At 54.2% G+C, this 18,540-nt stretch carries 13 protein-coding genes and 2 pseudogenes; 13 read left to right on the top strand and 2 right to left on the bottom strand.

The window, feature by feature from the left end:
- Positions 1-7 precede the first annotated feature (7 nt).
- The 8 genes and pseudogenes from ACYJRZ_RS23195 (at position 8) to ACYJRZ_RS23160 (ending at position 8,694) form a co-directional block, all read left to right on the top strand.
- Positions 8-577, top strand: coding sequence for an acyltransferase (locus ACYJRZ_RS23195; RefSeq protein ID WP_459462927.1), 570 nt, complete (start codon positions 8-10; stop codon positions 575-577).
- A gap of 2 nt (positions 578-579) precedes the next feature.
- Entirely contained in the window at positions 580-1,500 is a 921-nt protein-coding gene (locus ACYJRZ_RS23190) for a glycosyltransferase family 2 protein (protein WP_459462925.1), read from the top strand.
- Positions 1,497-4,769, top strand: a complete 3,273-nt coding sequence (locus tag ACYJRZ_RS23185; protein ID WP_459462923.1) for a methyltransferase domain-containing protein — start codon at positions 1,497-1,499, stop codon at positions 4,767-4,769. Before ACYJRZ_RS23190 ends, ACYJRZ_RS23185 begins: the two co-directional genes overlap by 4 nt.
- Before the next feature lie 82 nt (positions 4,770-4,851).
- Positions 4,852-5,797: pseudogene (locus ACYJRZ_RS23180) on the top strand (IS630 family transposase).
- A gap of 157 nt (positions 5,798-5,954) precedes the next feature.
- Complete coding sequence (gene tnpA, locus ACYJRZ_RS23175) at positions 5,955-6,365, top strand: IS66-like element accessory protein TnpA (RefSeq protein ID WP_459462921.1); 411 nt, start codon at positions 5,955-5,957, stop codon at positions 6,363-6,365.
- Positions 6,362-6,709 (top strand): IS66 family insertion sequence element accessory protein TnpB, encoded by a 348-nt coding sequence (gene tnpB, locus ACYJRZ_RS23170; protein WP_095436757.1) that lies wholly within the window; start codon positions 6,362-6,364, stop codon positions 6,707-6,709. The genes tnpA and tnpB overlap by 4 nt, the downstream gene beginning before the upstream one ends.
- Positions 6,710-6,754: 45 nt before the next feature.
- Positions 6,755-8,410, top strand: coding sequence for an IS66 family transposase (gene tnpC / locus ACYJRZ_RS23165; protein ID WP_459462919.1), 1,656 nt, complete (start codon positions 6,755-6,757; stop codon positions 8,408-8,410).
- Positions 8,411-8,418: 8 nt separating this feature from the next.
- A complete protein-coding gene (locus tag ACYJRZ_RS23160) occupies positions 8,419-8,694 on the top strand; it encodes a hypothetical protein (RefSeq protein ID WP_459462917.1) in 276 nt (91 codons plus the stop codon).
- Between the two features lie 31 nt (positions 8,695-8,725).
- Here ACYJRZ_RS23160 and ACYJRZ_RS23155 read toward each other — a convergent pair.
- Positions 8,726-9,912 (bottom strand): IS3 family transposase gene (locus tag ACYJRZ_RS23155; RefSeq protein WP_459462915.1). Its coding sequence is split into 2 segments (ribosomal slippage): positions 8,726-9,663 and positions 9,663-9,912, totalling 1,188 coding nucleotides; the frame shifts between segments, so codons are not numbered across the junction.
- A gap of 111 nt (positions 9,913-10,023) precedes the next feature.
- Positions 10,024-10,327: pseudogene (locus tag ACYJRZ_RS23150) on the bottom strand (DUF6429 family protein).
- Between the two features lie 1,877 nt (positions 10,328-12,204).
- Between ACYJRZ_RS23150 and cysD the strand changes: the two are divergent.
- From cysD to ACYJRZ_RS23125, 5 genes are all read left to right on the top strand, one after another.
- Entirely contained in the window at positions 12,205-13,101 is an 897-nt protein-coding gene (cysD, locus tag ACYJRZ_RS23145) for a sulfate adenylyltransferase subunit CysD (RefSeq protein WP_459463009.1), read from the top strand.
- Positions 13,101-15,017 carry an adenylyl-sulfate kinase gene (cysC, locus tag ACYJRZ_RS23140; RefSeq protein WP_459462913.1) on the top strand — a complete coding sequence of 639 codons (1,917 nt, stop codon included), beginning with the start codon at positions 13,101-13,103 and terminating at the stop codon, positions 15,015-15,017. Before cysD ends, cysC begins: the two co-directional genes overlap by 1 nt.
- Before the next feature lie 664 nt (positions 15,018-15,681).
- Positions 15,682-16,500 carry an ABC transporter permease gene (locus ACYJRZ_RS23135; protein ID WP_459462911.1) on the top strand — a complete coding sequence of 273 codons (819 nt, stop codon included), beginning with the start codon at positions 15,682-15,684 and terminating at the stop codon, positions 16,498-16,500.
- A complete protein-coding gene (locus ACYJRZ_RS23130; protein WP_459462909.1) occupies positions 16,490-17,851 on the top strand; it encodes an ABC transporter ATP-binding protein in 1,362 nt (453 codons plus the stop codon). Before ACYJRZ_RS23135 ends, ACYJRZ_RS23130 begins: the two co-directional genes overlap by 11 nt.
- Complete coding sequence (locus ACYJRZ_RS23125) at positions 17,848-18,528, top strand: class I SAM-dependent methyltransferase (RefSeq protein WP_459462907.1); 681 nt, start codon at positions 17,848-17,850, stop codon at positions 18,526-18,528. Before ACYJRZ_RS23130 ends, ACYJRZ_RS23125 begins: the two co-directional genes overlap by 4 nt.
- Positions 18,529-18,540: the final 12 nt, after the last annotated feature.

The following is an 18,540-nucleotide window of genomic DNA, read 5'->3' as shown; positions in this document are numbered from 1 at the left end:
TGTGCGAATGATTAGAAACCTCTATAGGTCTCTCCGCTATCGCTACTGGGCGGCGATCAAGTTTTGGCTCGCAAACCATTTGTTCATGAACTGGATGCCTTATCGCATCCGGCACTGGTTCTTCCGCCGCTTCTGCGGCATGCGGCTTGGACGTGATTCAAGCATTTGTTCTGGTTGTTTTATTACCGGGTATAACATCCATATCGGCAACAATACGGTTGTAAATCGCTTCACCTATTTGGATGGCAGGGTGCCGCTTTACATTGGCGATAATGTCAATATTTCGCACTATACTCTGATACAGACATTGACGCACGATCCTCAGAATCCCGATTTCGTCTGTTTGGAAAAGCCGGTTACTATTGGTGACCACGCATGGCTGGGTGCCAGGGTGATTATATGCCCCGGTGTTTCCATTGGAGAGGGTGCAGTTGTGGCTGCCGGTGCTGTTGTGACGCGAGATGTGGATCCATACACAATCGTTGGCGGAAATCCTGCGCGCTTCATCAAAAACAGGACACGCGATTTGCGCTATCGCAGCCGTTATTTTCCCCTTTTTGACACCGATATCCAGTAGCCATGACATCAATCTCCGTTCTTATTCCGCTTTACAATCACGCACGCTATATAGGCGGCGCAATCGAAAGCGTGCTTTCGCAAACTTCTCCTGCTGACGAGATTGTCCTTGTCGACGATGGCTCCCAGGATGACGGACTGGCAATTGCAGAAAGTATGCTCGCCGGCGTCGAAAATGCCCGTGTTTTTCGCCAACCTAATCAGGGCGCACACGAAACCATCAATCGGTTGGTTCGCACAAGTCGTGCAGACTACCTCGCTATCCTCAATTCCGACGATTGCTTTTTACCCGAAAAGCTTGCGCGCTGTCGCGAAATAATCGCAGCAAGGAGCGATGTAGACCTGATCTGCGGTCGCGCCGTCATAATGGACCAGGACAGTAAGCTCGTGAAAAGTGGGGAGACTGTTGACTGGCTCGCTCGTTCTGCTGCGTTCCTCACGGAAAGCGGCTTACCGCACCTCTCGCTGATGAACGAGAATTTCGTTACGACGACCTCAAATATGGTGTTTTCCCGAGCGCTGTGGGAGCGCGTGGACGGCTTTCAGAACTTACGCTATTGCCATGATTTGGATTTCCTCATGTCGGCCTTTGTTCATGGGCACGTAGAGCTCGACAGTGATTTCGATCACATTCGCTACCGGGTCCATCCGACGAATACCATCAAGGAAAGGCTGGAGTTGGTGCGTTTGGAGATTGCTAGCGTCATTGCTGCGTCTCTATCAGAGGCGGGCCTAAAAATTCTTGATGATCGACTCGACGCTCGAGCAATAGAGCTGTTCTATCGAGTGATTGATAACAAAGCGATGCCCAAGCTAACTATCTTGCTCATGACCATCTATGCACAGATGCGCAGCAGGGCTGCGTTTTATGATTACCTTGCCGACCCGGAGCGAGCGGCTAGCCTGAGGAAGAGACTAGCATGAGTACCGCGAACAACAGGCCGTCTGTTCTGACTTTTCCCACGCCGAAATCAAGTCTTGGTTTCACCGGAGAGCGTTATGTGTCGGACATCAAGGGGCCAATTCAGCATGAGCATCACCATCGCTATCTTTTTGCGGCCCAGTATTGCTCCGGAAAGGATGTGCTTGATATCGCTTGTGGTGAAGGCTATGGAAGCGCGCTTATCGCTCAGGTTGCCAATAGTGTCGTTGGTGCGGACATTGATGCTGATGCTGTCGCATTCGCTCAGTCCTCGTATGGCAATGAGAAGCTGAGTTATATTCACTCAGACGCAACTGCAATCAAGCTTCCTGATGCATCGTTGGATGTGGTGATCAGTTTCGAAACGATCGAACATTTCTATAACCACGAAGCGTTTATGCTCGAGGTTCGGCGCGTACTGAGACCCGACGGTCTTCTGATTATCTCATCACCTAATCGTACGGTATATACGGATAAGGACGAGCATCACAACGAATTCCATGTTAGAGAGATGGACAGGGAGGAATTTCGCACCCTTCTCTCGGCTCATTATCACCATGTGGAATTGCTGGCGCAAAAGGCTTTTGCAGGCTCAGCGCTGTTGCGTGAAGCTGGATCCGATCGCGAGTTCGAAAGTTATGAGACCAGTGACAATCGACATTATGATCATAGCAAAGGTTTGCGCTCGGTCTATTATTTCGTCGCGCTTGCATCGAACGCTGAGCTTCCGGTTGTTTGTGACAGCCTATTGGTCAATCACTCCTTTGTTCTCGATCTTTATGGCGAACTAGAGAGAGCGCATAAGGCATACACCACGGCTAACGAACGTGCCATTGCGTTATCCCGAGCCGTCGACGAACATGCCATTGCGCTGACCCAGGCTGCTGACGAACATGCCGTTGCACTAGCTACCGAAATTGGTGTCCGCGACAGTGAGATAGCACGGTTGAAACACATGGAAGTCTCCCGAACCATCGAGCTAAGGCAAATCAAGGCGTCAGCTGCGTTTAAAGTCGGCTCGAGTTTCGTGAGAATCGTCACGGCCGTGCCGGGTATTCGACGTTTCCGCCGTATCGGGATTGCCGCCTATTGGCTCCTGTCTTTCCAACTTCCTCAGAAGCTGAGGGAACGTCGAGAACGCAGGCTAATCAGCGAATCCGGGTATTTTGATGATCAATGGTATCTATCGACCTATCCGGATGTCAGCAACGGTGATCTGGATGCACTGACGCACTTTTTGCGCAGCGGTGCGAGGGAGGGACGAGATCCTGGTCCGCGCTTCTCGACTGCCGTCTATCGAGCCAACCATCCAGATCTGCAAATTGGCCAAAATGCACTTCTGCATGCCATCCAGAGCGGCCAAGTGAAATCCGGCAGGCCACGGTCGCAAACCCAGGCTCTTTTGGCCGATCCATTGCGGTTGGATGCTATACGAGTCGAGCCAGCAGCCGATCCGAAAGTACTTTTGGTGATTGATGCGAGGGTCGGCGCTGCTAATCTTGCCGCCCAGCTCTCCGCGCTTTTGAAAGACAGGGCGCTAAGCTTCTGCGAAGTAGTCATTTTGGTCGAGGAAGGAGACCGTACTGCAATAACAGGCGTTGAACGCCACGTGTGTCGCGGGTCAATCGTGGAAGCTCTAAATCACCTCGCGCGCTCGAGCTCGGCCGATGTCGTTATTTATAATCCGGCCTTCGCGATTATGACACCCGGCTCCGTTACAAGTTTGGCGGAAACAGTTCTTGCTAAGGCTCGCGTAGCGATCGTCGGTCCGAAGCTTGTGGACCTAGAAAGTTACGAGGTAATTTCTGCCGGAATGAATTTCGTCGATGGTTCTTTACAACCTTGTGGGGCCGGCGCCGACGTCGAGGATTATCGCTACAGCTCTCTCGCAGACGTCGACTATATTCCATCCTGCACGATAGCAGTAAATAGGACCGCGCTCCTCGATGTCGGCGGACTGACCGAAACGATAAGTGGGCTTGAAGCTGCAGTCGGCGACTTGACAAATCGATTGAAACAGAACGGTTGGCAAATCAAATGCCAGCGTCAAGCTGTTGCTGTCGTTGATCTTGCGACGTGGCTGTCGCCGGAGATTCATAGCAATATGGCTATCAAGACACCAGATGTGAGTTCGCTAAAGCCAAAGATCCTATTTATCGATGCTTTTACACCGACGCCGGATCAGGATTCCGGCTCGAACGACATCGTTAATTTTATGAGGATTTTCATCGACTTCGGTTACGAAGTAACCTTCATGCCGGCACTCTCGTTGGCTTCGGCTGGCCGATATACCGACGAGCTCCGCGCAGAAGGTGTTATTTGCGTATCGAGTCCTGTCTTCGTCATAGCGGAGAGGTACCTCCAGGAGCATGCTGCTGACTTCGACGTTATCTTTGCCTACCGTGGTCCGATTGCCGCGCGTTTCGTTGATCTTATTCGTAGGGTTGCGCCAGACACCAAATTTGTCTTCGACACCGTCGACCTGCATTTTCTAAGAGAAGAACGACAAGCAGAAATCGAAAAGTCTGATCAAAAGCTTGTCGAGGCGCAAAGAACCAAGCAGATCGAGATTGGCGTCATGCGCAAAGCGGATCGGACGATCGTACTCAGCAAAGTAGAGCAGGAGATCGCGATCCGTCTCGTTCCGAATGCTGCAATCTCCCTGATTCCGATCGTTCGCGAAGTGCCAGGCCGCCTCGCGCCAAGAGAGGAGCGATCAAGCGTACTTTTTATCGGCGGGTTCGCGCATTTTCCGAATGTTGATGCCATCCTTTGGTTCGTGTCAAATGTCTGGCCGATTGTTCGTTATCGCCTTCCTCATGCTCGACTCAAAATCGTGGGAAGTCAGGCCACCCCCGACATCGCTGCGCTTGAAAACGCTGAAGCAGGTATTGAAGTTTTGGGTTTCGTCGAGAATGTTGAGCCGCTCATGGCGTCTTCACTGATGTCTGTCGCGCCGCTGCGCTATGGCGCGGGGGTAAAAGGCAAAGTTGTGTCAAGCCTTTGCTATGGGCTTCCCTGCGTGGCGACCTCTGTAGCGGTTGAAGGGATGGGCATTGGCGAGCACGATGGAGTCATCGTTGCGGACGACCCCGAGCGCATCGCGGACGGCATAATTGCCCTACATCAGCACGCCGATCTCTGGAGCTTACTTTCTGATGGCGGCGTTTCGTTTGCACACGCAAACTTCTCCGTGGCGCGCATCAAGGAACAACTGAAGGAATTGTTGATCGATATGAAGCTACCCCTTCCCGCCACTAGAGCGGGATGAATTTAGGCGGAATCGGAATTGGGATTCCGTTTTGAGAGCAAATCAGATTCACTATTCTGACCGGTAAAGGAGGCCGGGCAGAATGGCGCGACCTTTTTCGGATGATCTTCGAGACCGTGTTGTTGGTGCTGTGATGCACGAAGGGTTTCGTGCCGGGCAGCGGCCAAACACTTCGGCGTCGGCATCAGTACCGCCATCGACTGGGTGCGACGCTTCCGCGAGACGGGCAGCGCAGCCCCCGGCCAGATGGGCGGGCATAAGCGACGGGCGATTTCGGGTGAGCATCGGGACTGGCTGATCGCACGCTGTCGCGGCAGCGCCTTTACGTTGCGTGGCCTGGTCCACGAGCTGGAAGCGCGCGGTCTGAAAGTGGACTATCGCTCCGTCTGGATCTTCGTGCATGATGAAGGGTTGAGTTATAAAAAAAGACACTGGTCGCCTTCGAACGCAAACGGCCCGATGTCGTCGCGCGACGAGCTCGCTGGCTGAAGCATCGCCATCGCATCGATCCCGCACGCCTGGTTTTTATCGATGAAACTTGGACGAAGACGAATATGGCGCCGCTCAGAGGCTGGGCCCCGCGCGGCGAACGACTGCTCGGTGAGGCTCCCTTCGGTCACTGGAACACCATGACCTTCCTCGCCGCCTTACGCGTCGACCGGGTCAGTGCACCATGGATCATCGACGGTCCGATCAATGGTGACCGCTTCCGCATCTATGTCGAACAGGTGTTGGTGCCGGAACTCAACCCCGGCGACATTGTTGTGATGGACAATCTCGGCTCTCACAAAGCCAAGGTGATCCGCACAACCATCCGTAAAGCTGGCGCCCACTTGCTCTTTCTGCCGCCATATTCTCCCGACCTCAATCCGATCGAACAGCTCTTCGCAAAGATCAAACATCGGTTGCGCAAAGCCCAGGCCAGAACCCGCCAGGCCATCTACCGCGTACTTGGAGACATCCTCCGTACCATTGCGCCACAAGAATGCTCAAACTACTTCATAAACGCTGGCTATGACCGGGCTTAATTTCATCCCGCTCTAACGTCTGATCAAGTTTATTGTGACCTTGCCCCCAAGTTTTATCCAGTTTTGAGTTCGCTCCAGCGTAAGCCCACGGTGAGGGCCGTCTTGCGAGGTTGATGCGAACATCGGAAGTCCTAGTGCAAACACTAGGAGTAGTCCTATGACCAAGCATCCGATTGAAGTTATCATGTCTGTCGAGCGCCGTCGGCGCTGGTCTCGCGAGGACAAAGAGCGACTGGTTGCAGCCTGCCTTGAGCCTGGTGCGGTTCTTTCCGAGATTGCCCGTGCGGCCGGCATCCACGTGAGCCAACTCTTTCGGTGGCGCAAGGAACTCTGCCGGATCGAGGAGCCGTCGACGCAGGTGTCGAGCACCTTGGTGCCCGTGATCGTTTCGGAGGCCGCGCCGGCAGCCCAGCCCGCTGCCTCAGAAGCGCCGGCCTCATCGCATCCCCGCCGGAAGCGCAGCGATGTGACGATTGATCTGGGCCGCGGTCGTCGTGTCCGTGTGGACAGCGACATCGACACGGAGGCACTTGGCCGCATTCTCGATTGTGTGCTGGGTCGGCGATGATCCCGGTTCCTGCTGGTGTGAAGGTCTGGCTGGCGACCGGCCATACGGACATGCGCAAGGGCTTTCCCGGTCTGTCGCTGATGGTGCAAGAGACACTGAAGCGCGATCCGATGTGTGGGCACCTGTTCGTGTTCCGCGGGCGTGGCGGCGGCCTGATCAAGGTCATCTGGCATGATGGTCAGGGAGCCTGCCTGTTCACGAAGAAGTTGGAACGTGGACGCTTCATATGGCCGTCGGCGGCCGATGGGACGGTCGTGATTACGCCTGGGCAGCTCGGCTATTTGCTGGAAGGTATCGACTGGCGGATGCCGCAAAAGACCTGGCGACCAACCTCGGTTGGATGAGCAAAAACACTGGAATAGCGGGGGCGAATATGATTCCATCTGGCCATGAACAGCCCTGTCGACCAGCTTCCAGATGACCTTGCCAGTGCGCTCGCGCTGCTGGCGGAAGAGCGAGCGCTGCGTGTTGCTGCCGAGGTGGAAGCGGCGACAGCCAAGGCGGAAGCTGCCAGCGCAAAAGCGCTCGTATCACATTCCGAGGCGCTGATCGCGCGGCTGAAGCTGGAGATCGAGAAGGTCCGCCGAGAGCTTTACGGCAGCCGCTCTGAGCGCACGGCGCGGCTTCTCGAACAGATGGAACTGCAACTCGAAGAACTCGAAGCTGATGCCGGCGAAGACGAACTCGTGGCAGAGATGGTTGCCAAAAGCTCGACCGTCAGGGCCTTCGAGCGCAAGCGTCCGTCACGCAAGCCCTTTCCTGAACAGCTGCCGCGCGAGCGCGTCGTTATTGCCGCCCCATCCAGTTGCCCATGCTGTGGATCGGCCAAGCTGTCGAAGCTCGGCGAGGATATCACCGAGACCCTGGAGGTCATCCCGCGTCAGTGGAAGGTTATCCAGACGGTGCGGGAGAAGTTTACCTGCCGCGAGTGCGAGAAGATCACGCAGCCGCCAGCACCCTTCCATGTGACACCCCGCGGCTTTGCCGGCCCGAACCTTCTGGCGATGATCGTGTTCGAGAAGTACGCCCAGCATCAGCCGCTCAATCGCCAGAGCGAGCGCTATGCCCGAGAGGGGATCGATCTCAGCCTGTCAACGCTTGCCGATCAGGTCGGCGCGTGTGCTGCAGCCCTGAAGCCAATCCATTCGTTGATCGAGGCCCATGTCCTAGCGGCCGAGCGGCTGCATGGCGACGACACGACCGTGCCGATCCTGGCGAGGGGAAAGACCGATACCGGCCGCATCTGGACCTACGTTCGGGACGATCGGCCGTTCGCCGGACAGTCACCGCCCGCCGCCCTCTACTATTCCTCTCGGGATCGGCGGCAGGAGCATCCAGAGCGACATCTGAAGACCTTCACCGGCATTCTGCAGGCGGATGCCTATGGCGGCTATAACCCGCTGTTCAAGGCAGATCGCGATCCCGCGCCTCTGCGCCAAGCACTCTGCTGGGCACATTCGCGCCGTAAGTTCTTCGTGCTGGCCGACATTGCCACGAACGCCAAACGTGGCAGCAAAGCTGCACCGATCTCACCAATGGCATTGGAGGCCGTCAAACGGATCGATGCCCTGTTCGATATCGAACGGGAGATCAGCGGTCTTAGCCCCGAGCAGCGCCAGGAGCGCCGCCGCAAAGACAGCCAGCCGCTCGTCGAGGAACTACATGACTGGCTCCAAACCGAGCGGGCAAAGCTGTCGCGCAGTTCTCCTGTCTCTGAGCCGATCGACTACATGTTGAAGCGCTGGAACGGCTTCACGGCCTTCCTCGAAGACGGCCGGATTTGCCTGACGAATAATGCCGCCGAACGCGCGCTCAGAGGCTTTGCTCTCGGAAGAAAGTCATGGCTCTTCGCCGGATCGGATCGTGGTGCTGATCGTGCCGCCTTCATGGCCACGCTGATCATGACCGCCAAGCTTAATGACATCGACCCACAGGCTTGGCTCGCCGGCGTTCTCGCCAACATTGCCGACACGCCGATCAGCAGGCTGGAGCAATTGCTGCCGTGGAACTGGAAACCGACGCAAACAGCAGCCGTTGCGGCATAGGATCAACGATGGATCGCAGAGCCAACCGAGCTATCATTCGGAAAATATTGCTCACCGAGTGGGACCCCATCGGGGTGTCGGACATTCCTCAAGCGCAAGACGAATATGATGCCTATGCCGATACCGTCTTTGGCATGCTGGCCAACCAAACCGCCTCAGTTGAGGCCATCGCCCAGTATCTCTTCAAGATCGCGACCGAGCACATGGGGCTCTCATACCCAGAACTTACAGAGCGCTGCGATAAGGCGGCAAGAGCCGTCGCGGCATTTCAGTCAGACCGCTGAACCTACACAGCATCAGCGCCAGGTGCGGCAATCACCGGATGCTTACGCTCCAGCGGTTTTGGGTTGCGGTATTCTGGGCGGTAGCGGCGGGGTGCGGTGCGGAGCCATTTCGGCTGCGCAGCACCGCATCACGTCGCGGGTTGATTGTCTGAGCGAACTCGGCAGGTGTCAGCCAACCAAGGCCTGAGTGTGGGCGGTGATCGTTGTAATCGTAGCGCCAGTTTGAAAGCGCTGATCGAGCATGAGCCAGCGACGAGAAGAGAGTCTCATTCAGGAACTCGTCTCGCAGCCGCCCATTGAAGCTTTCGATGAAGGCGTTCTGGATCGGCTTGCCCGGTGCGACGTAGTGCCATTCCACCTTGGTCCGATCCGTCCATTGCAGGATCGCGTTGCTGGTGAACTCGCTGCCATTGTCGCTGACGATCATCTTCGGCTTGCCTCGTCCCTCGATGATCCGGTCCAGCTCACGGGCAACCCGCAGACCGGAAAGCGACGTATCGGCGACGAGTGCCAAGCATTCCCTGGTGCAATCGTCGACCACCGTAAGCACCCGGAACCTGCGACCATCGGTGAGCTGATCCGACACGAAGTCCAGTGACCAGCGATCATTGGCGGCAAGCGGGATCAGCATCGGTGCTCGCGTGCCTATCGCTCGCTTGCGGCCGCCGCGCTTGCGTACCGTCAGCTTCTCTTCCCGATAGAGCCGGAAGAGCCGCTTGTGGTTCACAAGGTGACCCTCACGCCTGAGCAGCACATGAAGGCGTCGATATCCAAAGCGGCGACGTTCATGCGCCAGTGCCTTCATCCGCTCGCGAAGGTCATAGTCATCGCTGCGCCTGGTTTCGTAACGGATCGTCATCCGGCAAAAGCCGATGGCTTTACACGCCCGCCGTTCGCTCATCTGGTGGTGATCCATCAGATGCGCGACAGCCTTCCGCCTTGCTGCGGGCGTCACCACTTCTTTCCCAAAAGGTCTTTCAAAGCGGCATTGTCCAGCATCGCATCTGCCAGGAGCCGTTTCAGCTTCGTGTTCTCGTCTTCCAGCGTCTTCAAGCGCTTGGCTTCGGATACGTCCATGCCGCCGAACTTGGCTTTCCACTTATAGATGCTGGCATCGCTGACGCCGTGCTTGCGGCAAAGCTCCGAGACCGGCGTGCCAGCCTCGTGCTCCTTCAGAATGCCGATGATCTGTTCGTCTGTAAAACGATTGCGCTTCATTCCCTGGTCCTCTCAATGGGCCAGAGCTTACTTCAAAATGGATTAGGTCAACGGGGCAAGGTCAATTGCTACCCCGCAGACGAGGGTAACATGGATGTATAACTGATTTCTTCAGGGATCTGAATCCTTCAAACTGGACCAGTTTCCCGCTCGCATAAGCTCTTGCCTTCGGAGGGGAAAAAGATCAAGGCGCGGCATTACCAGGTGCCGCGCTAACCGGCTGCGCCCTTCGTCCGTCAGCCCCAATGACTTCGACTTGTTCACCGGATCGCCGAGCAGGCCCTTAAGATGTGGGCAATCGTCGTTTTTCCCGGTCGAAGCCCTTCCAGGCATAGCGCTCATTTCGGAGCGTCAGCCACGACAGCGTCAAGACGACATCGTCGACTTTATCCTCATCAATCTCGGATGGGTACAGCTGTTGGCACTTTATGAATGATCGAGCAGTGCAGATCGCCTACCAAAATTTCGGAGCTTTCCCTTGCACTGCGCCAATAATGGCCGCTTCTCGCGGAACCGTACGGCTTACTGCGCGACGATTGATGACTTCTTTACCGACGACGCGGCAAGTCTCTAAAAGACGGCATCCTTGAGCGCGTGAATGGCGCCCACCGGAATGACGGCCATGAAAAGAAGGACCGCTATTGCAACATGCGCGATGCGAGCGCTTGCTGTACCTGCCCCGAGAATTCCTATTACAGTCGCGAGGCATACGGGCCACGCTAGCCCATAAGAATTGATGCTAACTAGTACATACGCGATCAAAAAATAGGAAATGCCTCGCATAATTCTTGGTCCCCATGACAGGGTGTAAAACCAGAACTTTCGCAAATCCTCATCAGTGAAAAAATCATCGCTTTGCATACCAAAACCCCTGGACCACCAGTGCTTCCTCTACCCCTGATTGGGAAGAAATTCAATTCAAATCAGGATGAAGAATACCATTCACTGGAACGACGGCGCACGCGTCGCATGGCCGTCGAATCCCAAATTGCAGATCATCGTCCATGAGGCGATTAGCACGTCGATTTTGGAATTCTCGATGCGTTCTGCTGCGGCCGGACTAGAAGGCATTTGCAGATATCGTCAGCCCGGCAACGAATGTCGTTGAATTGTAGAAGGTGGAGAGTACCAACCGTGGACCGATTGGCCGATTTGATGATTACGGGGGTGTGACGCGGCGTGGCATACGAGGCAAAGCGACTTGCCTCTTCCCCAAGGATATGTCCGCCTTCTCGACGGAGGACGGGTGGCGGACTGCACCTCACGAGAACTGAGTGCGGATAGCGTCACCATTACAAAGGGCTCGGAGCCGCCCGGTAGTTCATTGCGGATTGGACTAGACGGCTGAACGCGCTCCGGCATCATGTAGTCTCGGCATCCGCAAGCTCGGCGAACAGCGCTGCAACGTAAGCCGATCTCATCAGCTTTGATCGCTAACCGATCCCCCAAGGAATGTTATCGCCTCTCGCCATTTAACGGGCGACTTGGGGTCTAAGCCCAGGAGGCTGCGGCTGTGGGCGACTCTCATACCGCCGATCACTGCCGGCTCCGCCGTGTAGAGCGGACTCGTAGTGAAATTGGTCGCATCTTATGCTTAGCTGTCGAGGGCATCCAGCGTGATCTTCCGCTTCTTCTCAGGCGACTCAGATAAGATAAATGATCTGTCGCAATATGCATATGGCTTTCGATTTTATGCCATGATATCTTATTTACTCGGAAAGACGCAAGATAAATTTCAGGTTACGCAAAATGCGACAAAACGATAATGAGAGAGTTGTTCGCAGCTTAACTGGCGATCAAGTGTGGAACAGCGAACTGGCGTTTCAATATCTCAAAACAATTGGCGAGGCCGACACAAAGCGCACTGCCGAACGCAGGTTACATGAACTGGGCATACTTCCACCAGCTTTGACAACCGAGGATCTGCGCGATGAATTCGGAGGCCAGCCCGTTCAGCTTGTTTTGAATTCCGATTTGGATAAGCAGCGCTCCAAGAGAGCGCTTGTTTTATTCGTGCAGATTTTCGAGCAATCGCAGTCGGTGTGTTTGCATGCAAACGACGCACGAGGATCGCGTATCTGGGTGCCCATGTCTACGCCGGTTAACTCTGCGCAAGTTGAGACTGCATTGAGAAAGCTGCGGCAACACCTCGGCAAACCGATCGCTATCTTTCCGCATGCGGCTGTAACTCAGTTTTGTCGCGAAATTCCTTCCAACGAAAGTATCGGAATCCAGCTGTTAAGCTATCGTTCACCCCCGACATCGACTGCGTCTACCCGGCCCTTGTCGTTAATGTCCAGTCACCTGGCACGGCTTGAGGCCGAGAGTATTTACATTATCAGGGAAGCTTACGTTGAAGCGCGTAATCCCGTGCTGCTGCACTCGCTTGGAAAGGATAGTTCTGTTCTCCTTCACCTGGTGCGAAAGGCGTTTTTTCCTGCGGCACCTCCATTTCCGCTTCTTCACGTGGACACGCGATGGAAGTTCCATGAGATGTATCAGTTCCGTGACCGCATCCGCGCGGAAAGTGGAATGCAACTCATCGTTCATATTAACCCGGAGGCCATCGAAAAGGATATCAATCCATTCGACCATGGCGCGGACCTCCATACCTCCATCACAAAAACTGAGGGGCTAAAGCAAGCCCTTGATCTTCATAGGTTTGATGTCATTTTTGGCGGCGCGCGACGAGATGAAGAAAAGTCGCGTGCGAAGGAGCGTATATTCTCCTTTCGCGCTCGCAATCATGCCTGGGATCCGAAGAACCAGCGACCGGAACTCTGGAACCTTTACAATACCCGAAAGCGAGCAGAGGAGAGCATTCGCGTATTTCCGCTTTCAAATTGGACCGAGCTCGACATATGGCAATACATTCATGATCAGGCCATCGAAATTGTGCCCCTTTATTTCGCCAAAGAGCGACCTGTCGTAAATCGGAACGGTATGCTTCTGGTGGTCGACGATGATCGCATGCATCTTTTGCCCAATGAGCAAATTTGCGCCCGCAAAGTGCGCTTCCGGACGCTCGGTTGCTATCCCCTCACCGGAGCGATCGAATCGGAAGCATCCACTGTCTCGGAGATAGTAGCGGAGTTGTTGCAATCTCGCTCGAGCGAAAGACAAGGACGCTTGATTGATTTGGGATCTAGTTCGAGCATGGAAAAAAAGAAGGCGGAAGGATATTTTTGATGAGACGTGGAATCCGAGTTCCAGTTGCGCCGGCGAGGACCACCCGAGAAATACTCGAAGCCTTTGGTTCGGAACAGGGTTCGCAGGATCTCTTGCGTTTAATCACTTGCGGTAGCGTGGATGATGGCAAAAGTACCCTTCTTGGACGGTTGCTTTGGGAGTCGCAGGCATTGGCGGACGATCAGCTTGAGACGTTAAAGACGGATTCAAAGCGCTACGGAACCCAAGGTGAGGCAATCGACTTCGCGTTACTTTTCGATGGCTTATCAGCCGAGCGCGAACAGGGCATTACGATCGACGTCGCACACCGGTTTTTCTCAACATCACGCCGCAGATTTATCGTCGCGGATGCTCCTGGTCACGAGCAGTACACGCGCAACATGGTGACGGCTGCCTCGACCGCGGATTTGGCGATTCTACTGGTGGATGCCCGAAAGGGATTGCTTCCGCAAACGAAACGGCATGCATATTTGGCGTCCTTGCTGGGTGTCCGTCATTTGATAATGGCGATCAACAAGATGGACACGGTGGAATACGACCACCAGATTTCAGTACGACTGTCGGAAGCCATGGCAGTCTTTGTTAGCGCTCTGAACTTCGAAACATTCGCGCCTATCCCCGTCAGTGCCTTAAACGGTGAGAACGTAACCCGCCGATCACCTAAAATGCCGTGGTATGATGGTCCAACGTTGCTTGGACAACTAGAGACCCTCAAGGTGCGTCAAGCGCCCTCGGACCGATTCGTTTTTCCCGTCCAGTGGATCAATAGGCCGCACGCAGGCTTCCGGGGCATTTGTGGAACAGTCCTGGACGGTACAGCGCGTGTGGGTGATTCAATCAGAAACACAGCGTCTGGCGAAGTCACGAAGATTGCGGAAATTGTCACTATGGACGGAAGCCCGCTAGAGGCTTCGCAAGGCAGCGCTATCACGATAAGACTCGATCGTGATATCGACGTGTCACGCGGTGATGTGCTTTCGCTTGCCGACAAACCGCTGGATATGAGTGATCATTTTGACGCGACAATCGTTTGGATGGATCCGGATCCCGGCCTGATCGGGCGAACTTACGATATTAAGCTCTCCACTCAATCGGCCACCGCTTCAATTTCGGCCATCAAATATCGCGTAGATATCAATACCTTTGGGCATGAGGCCGCACGGCAGCTTGTGTCAAATGACATTGGCGTATGTAACGTTTCGGTTAGCCGTCCTCTGGTATTGGAAAGCTATGGGCAGTCCAAAGGCCTTGGAAGTTTTATTCTGATCGATCGCTTCAGCAATGCGACTGTTGCGGCTGGAATGATTCGTCACAATCTCAGGCGCTCCCAGAACGTCCATCGCCAGGCGCTGTCCATCACGAGGGTCGATCGGGAACGGCTGAATGGACATACCGGCAAGGTGATCTGGTTTACTGGTCTATCGGGATCGGGAAAATCAACCATAGCCAACGCCCTTGAGCGAGAGCTTCATAAAGCCGGTCGTAGAACCTATATTCTCGATGGCGATAATATGCGGCACGGGTTAAACAAGGATCTTGGCTTTACCGACGCCGACCGTGTCGAGAACATACGCCGTATCGCCGAGGTGGCGAAATTGATGATGGATGCCGGCATTATAGTTTTGGCGGCCCTTATTTCGCCTTTCAGGCGCGAACGCCAAATGGTTCGGGAGTTGATCGGTGACGGGTATTTCGTTGAGGTCTTTGTTGACACGCCGCTGGAGGTTTGTGAAGAGCGAGATCCTAAGGGCCTATACAGAAAGGCCCGTGCCGGGCAAATTCCCAACATGACAGGCATCAGTAGTCCATACGAGCCGCCGGAGCGGCCGGAGGTGAGGGTAGATGGCTCTCTTCGCGGCGTCGACGATACTGTTGCGGATCTGTTAGCAATTCTCAATGCGGCGGCGGCGCCTTAACTTACAGCAAGCCCTGAATGGTCCGCTGGACTGAGCGGTTCGGCCAAATCTTGGAGGCATCCGCGCGGTAGTTTGCATCAGTCGAGATCGTAGCGGCTGCCTTGCGCGGGTCAGTGCCGAACCAAGACGCCCATTAGTGCCGTTTGAATCTTCCCAGTTTTGACGTGTTTCCACCAACTGCGTGGAAGATCAAAGAAAAATGACGATCTCTCGTTGTCGTGCGGGTCTGCACACGTGGGGAGTTTTACTTCGGCATTTTCGGTGATTTTTCTGTCGGCATTGACAGCCCGTATCCGATCTGGGTAGGTGGCAGTTCGCCGAAGGTTAGAATGTCGGCAAACAAAGGAAAATGCGTAGCAGTTTTCTATCAGAAATTGCGAAAGAGCTGGAAGGGCTCTATGTTCCCATGAACAGCTGAATCGCTAGAGCTGCCCGCGACGGATCTAAACTATGATATTGCCTCATCTCGCTCAGGTAATCGAATCGCGCCCATCGTATGGAACGGCCGCTAGCCGATGCCAACGATACACCGTCAAACCGTCACCTCGCGCGTATTAGCAATCCATCGTACAGTGAACGGCGCTCAAAACCTCTTCTAACGAAGCAGGGCTGGATGAGAAAATTATTGCGGAACTCACTTTAACAATGCGGAGCTATCAGGCTGATGCAAGATTTTTCGACTAGTTTTCCGGAAATACTGGCTAGCCATTGGCGCAACCGAAACTTGATCGTTACGTCAATCAGGCGCGAGGTTTTGGGGCGGTACCGCGGGTCAGTCCTCGGCATATTCTGGTCGTTCTTCAATCCACTACTAATGCTCAGCATTTATACATTCGTCTTCAGTTCCGTCCTAAAGGCCCGATGGGGCGCCGGGAGCGGATCGAAAGTTGAGTTTGCGTTGGTTCTATTTGCCGGATTAATGGTTTATAGCCTCTTCTCCGATGTGCTCATTCGCGCTCCGGGCCTCGTGATCGGAAACCCGAACTATGTAAAGAAGGTCGTGTTTCCTCTTGAGATCCTGCCATCAGTAGCCCTTGGCTCAGCGCTTTTCCATTTGCTTATCAGTCTTATGGTCTGGCTCCTCGCGTACGTTGTTTTCTATGGCTTACCACACCTGACGGTGCTGTTTTTTCCGATTCTGTTGGTGCCGCTTTCGATGTTCGTGTTAGGTGCAAGTTGGATATTGGCGTCCTTTGGTGTGTTTTTGCGCGATGTTTCCCAGGTCATGGGAATCGTAATGACGGCTTTGATGTTTTTGTCTCCGGTGTTTTATCCAGCTAGCGCCTTGCCAGAGAACGTACGTTTGCTTCTCTATCTCAATCCCCTGACGCCGGCGATTGAACAAGCTCGAGATGTCTTATTCTGGGGCAAAATGCCGGATTTCGGGCTGATCGCGGCTTGTACGGTCGTAGCTTTGGTAGTGGCTTGGTTCGGCTTTTTCTGCTTCCAGAAGACGCGCAAGGGGTTCGCCGATGTCCTCTGATGTAACTATCAACGTTGAGAATGTGAGCAAATGCTACCACATTTACGACACCCCGCGGGCACGGCTGCAGCAATTCATCTTGCCTCGGTTACGTCGTCAACTCGGAAGGTCATCGCGACAGTATTTTCAAGAATTTTGGGCGCTAAAGAATGTCTCCTTTACGGTTAAAAAAGGTGAAACGGTCGGCATAATTGGACGCAACGGGAGCGGAAAATCGACTTTGCTTCAGCTGATTTGTGGTACGCTCAGCCCCACTGAAGGCAGTATACAGACCGTCGGTCGTATCTCGGCCCTGCTGGAGTTGGGGTCCGGATTTAATCCGGAATTCACCGGGCGTGAAAATGTCTATATGAACGCGGCAATCTTAGGAGTCCAAAAGAGTGAGATCGACGAGCGCTTTGATGAAATTGCGGCTTTCGCCGATATCGGACATTTTCTCGACCAACCCGTAAAGAGTTACTCCAGCGGGATGGTGGTCCGCTTGGCGTTTGCAGTTCAGGCGATGATAGATCCACAGATCTTAGTGGTGGATGAGGCTCTCGCGGTCGGAGACGAAAAATTCCAGCGAAAATGTTTTGCTCGCTTAGAGGAACTCAAGGCGAACGGTACATCTATATTGTTCGTTTCTCACTCTGCCGGCAGCATCATTGAGTTGTGCGACCGCGCTCTATTCTTGGATAGAGGGATCCGGTTGATGGACGCCGAGCCGGCGCGTGCCGTTCGCGCCTATCAAAAGCTCATTTATGCGCCTGCCGAGGATTATCAAAGACTGGTGGAAGAATATCTTGCGTTTGGCGGAGACGGCGACGCGACCAATGGGTACCACACTACCGAAGAGAAAAAGGCGCAGGTAAGCGCTGCGTCCTTTGACCCAGGTCTCGTGCCGGAAACGACCGTTGCGTATCCAATGCAGGGCGCCGAAATAACCGGTTTTGCAATCCTTGATGACAATGAACATATCGTAAATGTACTGAACCTCGGCAATACCTACACGATCGAGATGAAGGGACAATTTCTCTCCGACTTTGCGGGAGTCTTTTTCGGAGTTCATATTCGTAATATCTCCGGCGGGGTGGTGACGGGGCAGCGGCACCCTGAGGACGGTGTTTACCTGGAAGACGCTCGATCGGGCAGGGAGTTCGTCGTTCGTTTTTCGTTTCGCATGTGCCTGCTACCAGGCGCTTACTTTGTCGGCGGCGGCGTCTGGTCCTTAGAGGAGCCTTCTTGCGCACACCGGGTAATGGACGCCCTTATGTTTCGGGTCGCTCCAAGCGAACGAACTATGTCTTTCGGGTATGTCGACTTGATGTCCTCGGAGCCCAGCTCGAAAATAAAGGAACTGACAAAATGAATATTAGTGGCATCGATGTGGAAAAGTTGCTGGGCGGCCTGCCTTCTCGGCACCGTTTGTGGACGGTGCTCCTCAATGCTGCGCAAACCCGCGTGATGGCCGAGATTGGAGTTTGGAAAGGCGATTTTGCTGCCGAGATCCTTGCAGCGGCAGAAAATCTAGAACTGTACTACATGATCGATCCTTGGGCGAACCTTCCAGACTGGAACAAGCCGTTCAACGTCAGTCCAGAAGTATTCAATGAAATATATCATGAAATGGACTTAAAGACCGCTTTTGCTAGACATAAACGAAGGATATTGAGGGGGCGCACGATTGAGGTGGTCGATGAGATCCCAGATGAGAGCCTGGACTTTGTCTATATTGACGGAGACCACACCTTGCGGGGAATTACAATTGACCTAATCAAGATATGGCCGAAAATCAAAGCGGGCGGCTTTATTGGCGGAGATGATTTCATCAACACGCCGTGGCAACATGACGTCAGGTTCGAGCCGACATTAGTTTGCCCATTCAGCGTCTATTTTGCCGAGGCCATGAACATTCCAATCGTGGCGCTGGAGCATGGCCAGTTTTTGATTCACAAGGATCAAAGCGCCGGTTTTTCTTTCCATGATACAACCGGATTTTATGGTGACCTTTCCTTGAACAAATTGCCGCAGGCAGCCGGCTTGTGATCTTACGGAGAG

The sequence above is a fragment of the Rhizobium sp. No.120 genome (assembly GCF_054558365.1).
Note: the sequence above shows the minus strand (reverse complement) of the source record. Positions and strands in the feature narration are given on the sequence as shown.

Bases quoted from the DNA above. Each gene is read 5' to 3' on its own strand.
- ACYJRZ_RS23195 (WP_459462927.1), top strand. From the start codon at position 8: ATGATTAGAAACCTCTATAGGTCTCTCCGCTATCGCTACTGGGCGGCG.
- ACYJRZ_RS23190 (WP_459462925.1), top strand. From the start codon at position 580: ATGACATCAATCTCCGTTCTTATTCCGCTTTACAATCACGCACGCTAT.
- ACYJRZ_RS23185 (WP_459462923.1), top strand. From the start codon at position 1,497: ATGAGTACCGCGAACAACAGGCCGTCTGTTCTGACTTTTCCCACGCCG.
- tnpA (WP_459462921.1), top strand. From the start codon at position 5,955: ATGACCAAGCATCCGATTGAAGTTATCATGTCTGTCGAGCGCCGTCGG.
- tnpB (WP_095436757.1), top strand. From the start codon at position 6,362: ATGATCCCGGTTCCTGCTGGTGTGAAGGTCTGGCTGGCGACCGGCCAT.
- tnpC (WP_459462919.1), top strand. From the start codon at position 6,755: ATGAACAGCCCTGTCGACCAGCTTCCAGATGACCTTGCCAGTGCGCTC.
- ACYJRZ_RS23160 (WP_459462917.1), top strand. From the start codon at position 8,419: ATGGATCGCAGAGCCAACCGAGCTATCATTCGGAAAATATTGCTCACC.
- cysD (WP_459463009.1), top strand. From the start codon at position 12,205: ATGTCCAGTCACCTGGCACGGCTTGAGGCCGAGAGTATTTACATTATC.
- cysC (WP_459462913.1), top strand. From the start codon at position 13,101: ATGAGACGTGGAATCCGAGTTCCAGTTGCGCCGGCGAGGACCACCCGA.
- ACYJRZ_RS23135 (WP_459462911.1), top strand. From the start codon at position 15,682: ATGCAAGATTTTTCGACTAGTTTTCCGGAAATACTGGCTAGCCATTGG.
- ACYJRZ_RS23130 (WP_459462909.1), top strand. From the start codon at position 16,490: ATGTCCTCTGATGTAACTATCAACGTTGAGAATGTGAGCAAATGCTAC.
- ACYJRZ_RS23125 (WP_459462907.1), top strand. From the start codon at position 17,848: ATGAATATTAGTGGCATCGATGTGGAAAAGTTGCTGGGCGGCCTGCCT.